Annotated in this window: 2 protein-coding genes; one reads left to right on the top strand and one right to left on the bottom strand. The window is 47.3% G+C overall.

Annotated elements, in window-relative coordinates:
- The first annotated feature begins 135 nt into the window (after positions 1-135).
- On the top strand, positions 136-1,377 hold the full coding sequence (locus MKZ13_RS13240; protein WP_221819614.1) for a cytochrome P450: 1,242 nt from the start codon (positions 136-138) through the stop codon (positions 1,375-1,377).
- A 72-nt stretch (positions 1,378-1,449) separates the two neighbouring features.
- On the opposite strand, the gene MKZ13_RS13235 is transcribed toward MKZ13_RS13240, so the two are convergent.
- Positions 1,450-13,656: an SDR family NAD(P)-dependent oxidoreductase gene (locus MKZ13_RS13235; protein WP_339184545.1), complete on the bottom strand. Its 12,207-nt coding sequence runs from the start codon at positions 13,654-13,656 to the stop codon at positions 1,450-1,452.
- Positions 13,657-13,659 lie beyond the last annotated feature (3 nt).

Below are 13,659 nucleotides of genomic sequence, written 5' to 3'. Positions count from 1 at the left end.
TTATTAAGTAAAATGAAAGTAAAATTTGGCGAATATTCTGAGCATAACTCGACAGATTCTAGTATACATGCTACTCTATTTTTGTATAATTTCCTTTATTTTTCAAAAAAAGCCGTGATAAAAGGAGGAAACCACTTGTCAATACCTGTCATTGATGTAAATGATCCAACCACATTCTATAATGAGAACTTCTTCGGTAATCCGTATGACGTGTATCGACAGCTGATTCAGCAAGGCGAAATTCACAAAGTGAATCTGTATGGAGGACTTTGGTACATCGGTGGATATGAAACCGTAAACAAGTACATTGCAGACCCACGCATTTCCCATAACACGGCACAACAATATTGGGCAGTCCAGTTTTCGGAGCAACAGCTCTATGGAATTCTGGAGTTTATTCGTCTGTTTTCAATGTGGATGTCCCTTCAGGATGGCACTTCTCACATCAGATATCGCAAAATGTTAACCCAGGCCTTCTCCGTGTCGGTCAAAAATCTGGCTCCCTACATTATGGATCTGATCGACGACTCTCTTGATGAAATGGAAGGAAAAGAAGAGGTGGATTTGATTCGGGATTATGCTTACCCGCTTCCCACCAAAGTCATTATGAAACTACTGGGTCTGCCTGAGGAACAGTATGAACGTGTGGCCGAATGTGCAGATAGTCTCGTTCACTTGTTCGGTTCCATGACGGTTACATATGAGGATGTCACGCGTGCACAAAATCTTTTGGTTCTGTTGACTGCCTATTTGACAGATGTGATTGAAGAACGAAAAATACATCCTCAGGAAGATTTTATTACTTATCTTATAGAAGCAACTGATGATGATGGTGTGCACCTGACAATTGAAGAAATTCATGCGCAATGTGCCATGCTGCTCTTCGCCGGACATGAGACCACACGTAATCTGATTGGGAATGGCATGTTTACACTGATGAAACATCCGGAACAACTTCAGAAATTGAAAGACTCTCCAGGTCTGATTAAAAGCACCATTCAGGAAGTCCTTCGCTATGAAAGCCCTGCACAGATTACCGTAAGAACCGCCCTTGAAGACATGGAAATTCTGGATCAGCAGATTAAAAAGGGAGAATTGATCATGTTCTGCTTCGGTTCAGCCAATCATGATCCGCGAAAATTTACCGATCCTCATCTATTTGATATTGAACGCAATGAAGCGCGAAATCTGGCCTTTGGTGTAGGAATTCATTCTTGCATCGGTGCCCAGTTGGCGATGATGGAAACAGAGATTGCCATGAGCCGCCTAATCGCAAGGTATCCTCATATGGAATGGATTCAGGATGAGCCCGAATGGCTTCCCAATGTAGGCTTTCGTGGTCTTCAACGACTGCTTGTCCGCTTGAACAATAGATGACCATTATGTAAGATCGTAAGATCATCAAAAAAAAGCGTCGCTCATTCATGAGCAACGCTTTTTTTGATGATCTTATTTAATCTGGTTTTTGGAACTCTTGCGTGGGACTCTTACCTTGGTACTTTTTTTGAAGGATTGAATGTCTTTTTCCGTAACCCCTTCACTTGAATACAACTGCTTGCAGAAAGCACCTATTCGATCAGAGCTTGCGGGATTGGACAACAGTAACATATGGTTGGATACATCGATGTCAAACAAATTAAAATTCGGAATGTTCTCCGCCCATATACTCCAATAGGTTGAGTTGTTCAGTTCGATGCAATCTTCCTCCGTGACAAAGTAAGGCTCAAGTTCACCAAAGAAGTGTCCGCTTTGATTGCGGAAATAATAACATGCCACAGCATCTCGATCTGCAAGCGATTGAACTTGGTACTGATCTGCCTGATATGCCTGCTGAACCTTGACACATTGCTCAATGAGCTGCTGTAGATGCTTCTCATTTTTGAAAAGCCCTCTGGATTTCGCAATTTCTGTTAAGTGTTTAAGAAAATCCTCATTACTTAGTTCCATATTGATTTCATCGCGGTGAATTAACGTGTCTGCAATTTTCTCCGGTTGATGAAGAATCGAAGACATTAGCGACATATTCACGGATTGTAAAATATAACCTTTGTCCGACGAAGTCATTTCGTCTTCATCAGAGAGATGGATGGAATCGAGCATCACCACGCTGTTTACCTGGTCACCCTGATTCTGAAGTAACCTGCACACCTCATATGCAATCAGGCCGCCAAGAGAATAACCGCCAAGATCATATGGCCCTTCCGGCTGAACGGTTTTTATGACATGCACATAATACATTGCCATGCCTTCGATCCCATATAACGGAGAGCGGTCAGTCGTCCAGCCTCTTGCCTGGATCCCGTAGAAGGGCCGTGTACACCGGGATGCAATAACCTGATAACCTTCCACCCCACCCATTGCGGCGTGAAACCAGAAGATGGGTCGACCTTCAGAAGCATGATTCAGCCGAACAAGTTCGGGGAATTGTGACCATGACTTAACAATCGAATTCAAAGTACCATTTGTCTTCTCCTCCGGTCCGGTGACGATAAAACTTGTTGGCTTGCCCTGAAGCGTAGGGGTCTGATTTATTCTGTCTGTCAGACTTGCTATGATGTCTGCCAAAGTCAAACAATGTTGCAAATCTGCTGCATTGATTTCAGGATTCAGCTCGGTTTGCAATCGTTGAATCAACTGAATAAACACGATGGAGTCCATTCCATATTGCACAAGAGGTGTTGATTCCTGAATCTCACCGCTTTCCAAGCCAAGCAGATTCAGGATGATGGCTGTGATCCTGTGTTCCAGTGATGTATTCCCGGCTACATCTATACTGGAATCAGGAGCTCCTTCCTCCAGGCTGGAAACGACTACAGATTTAGCATGAGCAAGAGTATGAGTAAGGTCAACCCAGCATCTTCTCTTTTCAAATGGATACCCAGGCAATGAAATGATTTGAGCAGGCTTTCCTTCATACAGACCTTCCCATGAAACGTTGCCTCCTTTGGACCAATACAGTGCAATTTTATCAAGGCTGCCATCAGCCATGAAAGCTCTCAATATTTTTTCGCCAGCTCTTCCTGACAACAGCTCCTTCACTGCCGAATCTTCTTCTGCCCTTCCAGTAAACATCGGACAAGAATCAACCCAGTTTTTATTTGGCTTTTCCGCTTTCAAAAACTTCTTCAGCCCTGTAATGAGCTCTTTTTTATGACTCACAATTAGAGCCAAGCGATCCGGCATCGCTTCTCTGCCCACTTGTAGCGTGTACGCCACATCCCTCAGGCTCATCTCGTTATTTAATATGACTGTATTCAGGAGTTGCTGCGCAGCGGCCTGCAAGCGTTCCTTGTTCAACGCCGATAGAATGACAACTTGGGCCACCGAATCTTCGCTCACTGCATCATTTTGCTCTGTTTCAGCGGCTACGTACTCTTCGATAACCACATGTGCATTTGTCCCGCTGATGCCTGTGGTGCTAATCGCTCCCATTCTTGATACATTCAACGACGTTCTCCACGGTCTGTTTTCTTTATTGATATTGAGGTTGCTGCCCATGCTCATGTTGATATGCCGATTAGGCTCTTCATAGGAATGCAAAGCCGGAATTGTTCTATGCCTCATGGCCATCAACATCGTTATGAGGCTAACCAAACCGGATGCCGCAAAGGTATGTCCGATTAAAGGTTTTACGGAACCAATCGCCACGGATATGTCCTGATCGTTGTAAGAACCATATACGTTGGATAATGCCTGCATCTCAATTGCATCTCCTATCGGTGATCCCACACTTTGCGACATGATGAACTGCACGCTACGTGGATCAATCCGATACCGTTTGTGCACCATTTTCATCAACTCTGCCTGTGACTCAGGATCAGGCGAAGTCAATCCATTGGTTCGTCCGCTGTAATTAACACCACTGCCTCTAATTGTGCCATAAATATGGTCTCCGTCCCGAATGGCCTGTTTCAAAGGTTTGAGCACCAACGCGGTCACAGCCTCACCAGGCACCATTCCGTTAGCATGTTCGTCAAATACGCGGCACTGGCCATCGGGGGATAACATGCCTGCCCGATGGAGAGCTGTGTGCAGCATGGGAGACAGTATCAGACTCACAGCCCCGGCCAAGGCTGTGTCGCACTCTCCGCTCCTTAACGCCTGACACGCCTGATGAAGAGCTACCAGCCCTGAAGAACATGCGGCGGTGATCGCCATATTGGGCCCTTTCAGATCCAGAACATATGCAATACGGGCCGCAAGTGTGGCATTTTGATTACCGTTAATCGATCCTTTCTCTGCTGTCAAATAACCATACTCGCCTTCTTCAACCCCAACGTATACCCCACAATTCTGGCCACGAATACGATCCCCCATATAACCGGCATCCTCCAGAGCATGCCACGCCTCTTCCAGAAACAGACGTTGTCTGGGGTCCATCATCGCTGCTTCGTTCGGTGAAATCTGGAAAAACATCGGATCAAAATGATCGATATCCGCCAAATAACCTCCCCATGCAGGAATATCAGCATCCTTATTGGTTACATCCTTCCCGCCTTCTGAGGTCCAACGACTGCGGGGCAATCTCGATATACATGAAGAACCTGATTCAACATTTGTCCACAAATCCTCGATGTTGCCTGCCTGCGGAAACCTTCCGCTCATGCCGATGATGGCTATAGGTTCTTCCCTGTGAAGTTCAGTAGGTTCAGGGACAGGATGATCCATTGATCCGTCAAGCTGCTCCATTACAGATGGATTGGTGTTTCTGTCTGTATGGGAGTGATCCTGTATTTGTGTTGGATATGCGGTTGACATCATGCTGTACCTTGCTTCCATTTCTTCGGAAAAGGATGTGATCAGATGCTGCGAAAGTCTGTTCAGGGTGCCATGTGCAAAAAAGACGGTCGGTGACAATTCAAGCCGGAATTGCTGGCTCATAAGCTCAGCGAATTCTGCCAGACTGATCGAATCAAAACCATAATCCGCCAGATTCCGGTCTGGGTCCAACTTGGTTGCTTCCATTTTTAACAGTTGGGCAGCCCAGTCTCTCAGTTCTTGCACTACACATTCCTGTAAAGTCTTCCTTAATGGTGAATGTGAATTCCTTATTTGGGCCTGATCCTGCTTTGTCGCTTTTATGCGCAATCCAGGGGAAGACTGCTTGGAAACCGGCATGTCCAAGCCCAAAAAACGATGTATCCGGCTTGCCCTTCCCGCCAGAGCAAGCTGATGTGTACCGGATTGTCTGATCACCTGATCAAAAAAAGCGATCCCCTCATCCTTTTCCAGAAAACGCAATCCACTTGTTCTCAGATACATGTCCGTACCTTCTGACGTTCTGGAGCCCATTCCACCTTCTCTCCAAAGTGGCCATAAAATGGCGATTGTACGAATATTCTGATCCTGCATCTGGGCGTACGCCATCTGAAAACGATTGGCCACAGCGTAGTCACAGGAACCAAAGTCCCCCAGCAGCGCCGACGAGGATGAAAAATAACAACGAAAAGCCAGAGGTTCGTTTTGCAATGCTTCCTCCATCACAAGTAATCCTTTAACCTTGGGACGTAACACTTGATCGAACTCTTTTATGCTTTTGGACAGCAAGGTTCCCTGACTTTCCATTCCGGCGGCATGGACCCATCCGTGGATATCGCCACATTGCATTTTTGCGGATTCCAGAGCCGTTGTTACTTCCGCCGCTTCACTCACATCTGCCTGAACATATATGAACTTATTGCCATTTTTTCCAAGGTCCTTGAGCAATTGCCTGTTCATCTCATCCAGCGGAGATCGCCCCATCAAAACAAGATTGATTCCCTTTGAAGCCCAGACTTTTGCGAAAATAACACCCAATCCGCCAAGTCCACCAGTAATCAATACAGTCTGTCCAGGCTTCGGATAAAGGGTATACTCATCAGCATGTTCCGTTAAATCAACTTGCTTCATTCGACTTACCAAACGACGTCCATGCTCAAAACGAACACTTTGTGGCGATTCCGATAAAAGTTCATCCCACAGCAGGTTCGACAGGTCCGCAAATGCCAACATATCCGAGTTCTGTCGTGCCTGCGAGCTGCATACGGTTAATTTCGTCTTCTTCATACTCAGACTTATTGAACGTTCAAAGCCAATCCATGAGTCGAGGTAACACTGATCCAGCGCAGTGGCATGTTCTCCAGCCAGTAAAATACGTTTGGGTTGTATATTCTCCATAACCATCGCTTGGATCATGTGTACAATCGGACTTGTATCACGTAAATATTGGGCATCATCAAACGGCCACAGATACAGAACCGCATCAATATGATCTCCTTGCTTGGCGATCACGCGAAATTGTTGACAGTATACTTCCCGATCCATTTCCCCTGCCTCCAGGCCTGTTTCTTCAACAAAATAGACCTCGGTATCTGGACTGCGGCGAGCCAACATTTCGCGAATGATGGACTGTTTGTTTTTATCGGATAACAGACATATCAGTCCCCTGACATTTTCTCTGTCCAGCTTGGCCGAATCTGAGTCAAGGTGAGCGGATTCTTCCCAAATTTCCTGGAAAGAAAAAAGTTCCGTTGCTTCTTCCGATGGTACGTGCTGACTCTCAGAAACAAATTGTTGTCTTTCGGCCGGGGAACCCGATTCGAATTTTTGGGCGAACTGATACGGCACCCAATACTTTTCCTTAGCAAATGGATACGTGGGCAAGCTTAACCTGGAAGGTTTATCTTGATCATCTTTATATAAATGCTCCCAACGAACCGGATATCCCTTGGTCCACAGATCCAGCACCTTTCCATAGGAACCGTTTTGCATCCATTGGTTTACGATTTCCTCTGTGCCTTCGTCCATGTTAAATAATAATGCTTCTTTGCCACCTTGCAGACCCGCTTGGTACATTAAACCTTCTGGTAGTTGTTCCATGCCTCCATCCAGTGCAGCGCTCAACTTTTCCTTCAGATCGGCGATGCCGGAAGTCAGCACACCCAACCGCTCCTCCATCGCATTACGTCCTACTTGTAACGTATAGGCCAGATCGCGGAGATCAGTATCCATATATGAATCGTACTGCAATCTCTTCAGCAACAAACGAACCTGCTCCTGAAGCTCACCTTTATTCCGTGCAGACAGAACAATCATTGTCGGATATTCAGGTGCCGCTGAGTGATTCGCCTCTTTTTTATCCAATTTTCCCGTATACTCTTCAAGAATGACGTGAGCATTGGAACCGCCAAAACCAAACGAACTGACCCCCGCTCGTCTTGGCATCGCCTTTCCGTCCGCGTTTGTAATCGGCTTCCATTCTTGCAGATCACGAACAAGGTAGAACGGACTATCCTCCAGTTCCACGTAAGGATTCACTTCATCCAGATGAAGATTTGGAGCCAGTTTTTGATGTTTTAATTGCAGTAGCACTTTGATTACACCTGCAATACCAGCAGCCATCTCCAAATGTCCTATATTGCTTTTTACCGAGCCTAGTCCGCAATGCGCCTCACCCATTTGTCTATCCCCTGTGTGTTCATACAGATTCCTAAACGTCGCTTTAAGCGCATTAACCTCGATCGGATCGCCCAAAGGAGTGCCTGTGCCGTGTGTTTCAATATAACCTACCGTTCTCGGATCAATTCCCGCTTTTTTGTACGCTTCAAATAACAATTCTGTCTGAGCTTTGGGGTTGGGTGCCGTTAATGAATTGGCGCGACCTCCATGGTTTTCGTTTGTTCCACGGATAACGGCATAGATATGATCTCCTGCTTCCTCGGCATCCTTGAGAGGTTTGATCATCAACATGCCGACCCCTTCACTTCGAACATATCCATCAGCCTGAGCGGAGAACGTTTTACACCGACCATCACTGCTCAACATACCTGCCTTAGTTAAGCTTATATATCCTTCGGGTGTCAAAATGGTATTAATACCGCCTACAACGGCTGCATTGCAATCCCCGTTCCTCATCGCCGTGACTGCGCGATGGATCGCAACCAGCGAACTGGAGCATGCGGTTTCAATCGGCTCGCTCGGGCCATGGACGTTAAGAAAATAACTCATCCGGTTCGGTCCAACCGAAGGTACAATTCCCGTGGACGTATAGCTATCCATAGCCATGCCTGATGACGCGATGAGATTGCTGTATCCCGTACCAGCCGTTCCCACAAATATGCCCAGCTTGCTGCCAGATAGGCTTTGCGGAGCATATCCGGCGTCTTCAATTGCTTTCCACACATACAGCATTAGCAGCCGCTGCTGCGGGTCCATAAGTTCCGCCTCACGGGGAGAAATACCAAAGAATCCGGGATCAAATTGATCCACACCCTCAATAAACCCTCCCCAGATCATGTCGAGCTCCCCAGTCTCGTTAAAAGAATCCTTTTGATAAGCATACTTTTCCCGCCGAGACCGAGGAATTTCCGTAATGCAATCCCGCTGGGCTGCCAGATTGTCCCACAGCTCATCTGGGTCAGCAGCCATCGGGAAAATACCACTCATGCCTACGATTGCAATGCCTTGATCCTCCATGACGTTTGTTGGCTTCACCCTTCCCACGCCCGAGGCATGTTTACTTGTAAATTGTCGGAAAACAAGAGGTTCAGCTCGTTCAGTCCCACTCTTTGCTTGTGTGGGAACCATCTTGGATGAGAATCTCGTCAAAAATTGTTGTTGATAGGTACGTGTTACATATTGCGAGAAGGCTTGCAGCGTCGAATATTCAAAAAACAGTGCCGGGGTAAGACTCATGTTGAAATTCTCGTTAAGTGTGTTGGTCAGTTCCGTCAGCATGATGGAATCAAGTCCATACTCCCCAAGTTCAACCTCGGGATCAATGTGTGTAACCTGCACCTTAAGAAGTGACGAAATCATGGAAGCCATCGTTTCCCTGACCTTATCTTCAAGCCAGGCTGTATCCGTCTGTTCCTCTGGGATTGCTTGCTGTCCCGCATTCCGTGAGTCAAGAGCATCGGGGGAAGACAAAAACTTCTGTCTCAATCGAGTCACTTCACCTGCCGCAACCAGTACCTGACTTCTTCCACTTGCCAACGCCTGATACAGGGCTGCCGTTCCTTCTTCTTCACGCAGAGGATGCATGCCCGTCTGTTTTTTCAAATTGCGTAATTGCTGTTCATTGATCTGCATACCTCCCGATTCCCAAAGAGGCCAGTTCACCGATAACGTTTGTCCGGTCCGCTCTCCTCGGTGGACAAGCGTATTGCGATAAGCAGCAAAACGATCCATGAAAGCATTGGCAGCCGCATAGTCTGCCTGTCCAATGTTTCCTGTCACACCTGTACCGGAAGAAAATAAAATCATGACATCCAGGTCATCCCTCCGTGTTGCTTCATCCAGATAAACCGTCCCTGCAACTTTGGATGCCAGCACCTCTCTGCACTCTGCACCTGTTTTATTTTCAAGCAGACGGTCCCGGGTAATGCCTGCGCCATGCAGAATGCCGTTTACTTTCCCATACGTATGACGGACCATCGCCAGCACTGTCTGAACTTTTTCTTCATCCGCTACATCCATGGTCAAGTATTGAATGTGGGCAGGCAGTTCCTGTATCCTCTGCCTGACGGCAGTTGGCAACGCTGGAGACCTGCCCGTCAAGATGATCGTTGTCCCGGTCGCCTTGAATGCGATCTCCTGTGCAAAAATGGGTCCAAGACCACCGCCTCCTCCAGTAATAACGTATACGCCCCCATCTTGCCACGGATGGGCGGGCAGATGCTCATGCCCTTCTCGATTAGGACGCTCCCTGATGGAACTCACTGCCTCGGTGGATACGTCCTGAACCAGTTCCTTCCATGATGCACGGTACAGTTGATTCTCCATATATCGCAAGTGATCCTCATTCGGCAAATTTGCACAGGACTTAAGCCGCTCCACCCATTGTTCCAGTGACGTATCACGCTGCATTTCAATAAGCTGGCAGCGTACCTGCGGATGTTCAAGCTGAACGGTACGGAGCAGGCCAGACAGCCCAGTCCACAGTCTGGATTGTTCTGCATCGTCAGGTATGACAACCTGAATGAATTTGCTTCCTTCATGACGAAGGCTCTCACCATCTTTGAACTGCTCCAGCAGGGCAAGCACATATGCTTCGTAACGTTGTACAAGGGTTCCTGCTGAACCGAGTTGTATCAGGGAAACCCCTGGCATTTCCTGTTTCAACATTTCGGTCATCGTGAAATTTGTCAACTCACCACACAGGATAATCCGGTGTTCGCTGTATGAAACCGGTACGGAAGAAGACATGCGGTTTGGGGCCGTTTCCCAGTGTGGCTCCAGAAGGATTACGCCTTCTACCTCGGGCATACTCACGGTGACTTGTTCCATCCAGATCAGAACCTGACCAGCGTCATTGGCTATGGCTACGTCCAGTCTAAGATCGGATCTAACCGCTCCAGTCGAATCATGATGTGGCGGCGTGCCCAGGCGAATCCATACCCAAACAGGTTGCCCATCCTGCAAAACCTCCAAGGAATGGACTGATTTTATGGTAATGGCTCCCCCGAGGTTCACTTGACCCTGTTGCCCACAGAGTTCACATAATCCAACTTGAATGACGTCTTTCAGCATTTCTGGATCAATGAACATGTTGGTAGATCTTGTAGTTTCTTCGGAACTGGAGATGTGTAGCAGCACTTCTCCATTCCCCTTATAACTTTGTTTCACACGGCCCGTCGTCTGTCCGCCAGACCATACATTGTCTGCGTTCAATGTAGCTGAGTTGAAATCCAACTCACACCGCTTGCGTATAACTTTCAGGTCAAACCTTGTTAGGTCGTAGGCAGAGCTTTCCGGTCTGGAGACTCTTCCCGTCGTCAATAACTGCCGTTCCTTTTTGTCGCCAGCACTGCTGATTTCGAAAAAAAGTTCTTTATGATCTTCTTCAGGGTAAATTTCAATTTGAATCTGTAATGGAAACGCCGTGTTCGGGATGTTTGTGTCATGCTGCACCCACTTCACATCGGATAATCTGAGCTTCATAACCGATTGCCCATCCCCGTCTGACGACTCCATGGCATGCTTCGCCGCCACACGAGCCATTTCCATACAGGCTACATCGGGAAAAGTCCGTTTGCCCGATGTAGCAGAAGTTTGCAAAAATGACTCGGTTCCAGTAAAAATGGAGCTATAGCGCTGTGAGTATAAATTAGAAATGTTACTGTGTAGAAGGGGATGCAGAACCCCTGCCGAGTTCGAATATTCATCTTCGAATGGCCGCGGCATTCGGGAATCAGGGATCGGAACCCAATACTTTTCTTGGGCAAACGGATACGTTGGCAGACTGATTCTGGCTGGTTTCTTCCCATCATACAGAGCTGACCATTGGACAATGAACCCTCTTGTCCAGATCTCTGCGACTTTGCCCAGCTTGCCACGCAGGTACCACTTATGGACCAGATCCTGCATTTCCTCATCTTCTGTTAGTGACAGGAGTGTGTCCTTGCGTTTGGCTTGCCCTCTGTACGTTTCAATCCCGTCATGACCTGTGACTGCTCCTTCATGCATGTAATGAGTCAGGCCAGTCGCCAATTCAGCCATAGTCCTCACAATCAGTGCCAATCGCTCCTCCATAGGCTCGCGTCCGATCTGTAACGTATAGGCCATATTAGCCAAATCGTTCTCTGCATACTTTCCTTCACGCAAGGCCTGAAGCAGTAAATTCACTTGTTCACGCAATCGTGCTTCGTTTCTGGCGGACAACACTACGATCGCAGGGTGTTGTCCGGGGATTTCTGTTGTATTTTTTTCATGATTCTCCCGATTCGGAATATACTCTTCCAAAATGATATGTGCGTTCACGCCGCCAAAACCAAAGGAGCTCACTCCCGCACGTCTAGGCATTTCCCTGCCATCGCTATCTCTCGGGGCAGCCCACTCTCTTGTTTCCCGCACAATATAAAACGGGCTGTTGTCCAATTGGACATAAGGGTTAATATGATCCAGATGCAAGCCTGGCACGAGTTTACGATGCTTCATCTGAAGCAGTACCTTCATGACACCCGCCACACCAGCAGCCATCTCAAGGTGTCCAATATGAGACTTTACAGAACCCAAACCGCAATGCGGTGTTCCAAGCGGTTCATCTCCTGATTGACGAGCCAGCTCTTTAAAAGCGGCCTTCAGCCCATTCACTTCAATTGGGTCACCCAGAGGTGTCCCCGTTCCATGGGTTTCGATATAACCAACGGTTCTTGGATCAATATCGGCTTTGCGATAGGCCTGGATCAATAGGTCAGCCTGTGCTTTCGGATTAGGTGCCGTTAAGGAGTTGGCCCGTCCACCATGGTTCTGGCTTGTACCCCGAATCAGCCCATAGATGTGATCTCCCGCTTGTTCTGCATCTTTCACCCTCTTTAGCATCAGCATGCCGACACCTTCACCGCGAACATACCCATTAGCCTGTTCGGAAAAGGTTTTGCAGCGCCCGTCTTCACTCAGCATCCCTGCACGGTTAAAGCTGATGTGCCCTTCCGGGGTCAGGATGGTATTAATACCGCCAACGATGGCTGCATCACAATCCCCATTTCTCATCGCTGTTACTGCCCGATGGATAGCAACTAGCGAGCTTGAACAAGCCGTCTCTATCGGTTCACTTGGACCATGTACATTCAGAAAATAGCTCATTCGATTGGGTCCTACGGATGGAACAATTCCGGTTGAGCTATACCCCTCAATAGCCATTCCGGAACGGGAAATCAGACTGCTGTATCCCGTTCCGGAGGTGCCCACGAATATACCCAGGTTACTTCCAGACAAGCTTTGAGCAGCATAGCCCGCATCCTCAATGGTCTTCCATACATAGAGCATCAGTAGACGCTGCTGTGGGTCCATAAGTTCCGCTTCCCGCGGGGAGATGCCAAAAAATGAAGGATCAAATTCATCCACACCATCTATAAATCCGCCCCATTTAATGTTGGTTTTATTCGATTCCTTTAGGGGGTCTCCATAAATGGACTTCCAATCCCAGCGTGACAATGGAATTTCGGTGATACAGTCTCTTCCTTCGATTAAATTTTCCCACAGCGCATCCGTATCCTTTGCCATCGGAAACCTTCCTGTCATGCCTACGATCGCAACAGGTTCAAACGTTGTTATCGCATTGTCTACTCGCTGCAAGGTTGGAGAGTTTCTTTTCTGAGCTTGATGAAAGCTTTCATCATTTACGGAAGTTCCAGCATTCTCAGCGTTCTCATACTGGTGAGCCATTTCAAAATTTTCGGATGACTTAAATCTGTTCTTCATTGTGGACTCAGACGAAATATGTGTTTTCTTGACATCTCCTGCCGAGGCAGGAGATGTCCACAGTTCTGCAAATTGATCAACATAAGTTTCCAAAGCATAGTCTGTAAATTGCGCTAAAGTTGAATGTTCAAAAAAAACGGCCGGGGTCAGATTCAGTCTGTAGTTCTTGTTCAGGGAGTTACTCAGTTCGGTTAACATAATGGAATCAAATCCATACTCACTGAGCTCCACATCGGCTTCAATTTCCTCCGGTCGTACCTTCAATTGATCAGCCACAGCCTTAGTCAACATTCTGCGTGTCTTTTCATGTAACTCGGTATCAGCCTGAAGCGTGTTCCCGGACTCCTGAGACTCGCCGGAAGTCTGGGTGTGTTGATTTTGCGCCATTAAAGAGGTTAGTTGATTGGCAGCATCTTGCGGATTTAGTTTACGTGTTCTGATATCCTTGTATATTTGATACAAGTCGTCTTTCATCCG

Source organism: Paenibacillus sp. FSL R5-0701 (assembly GCF_037973995.1).
Lineage (GTDB): Bacteria > Bacillota > Bacilli > Paenibacillales > Paenibacillaceae > Paenibacillus.
Note: the sequence above shows the minus strand (reverse complement) of the source record. Positions and strands in the feature narration are given on the sequence as shown.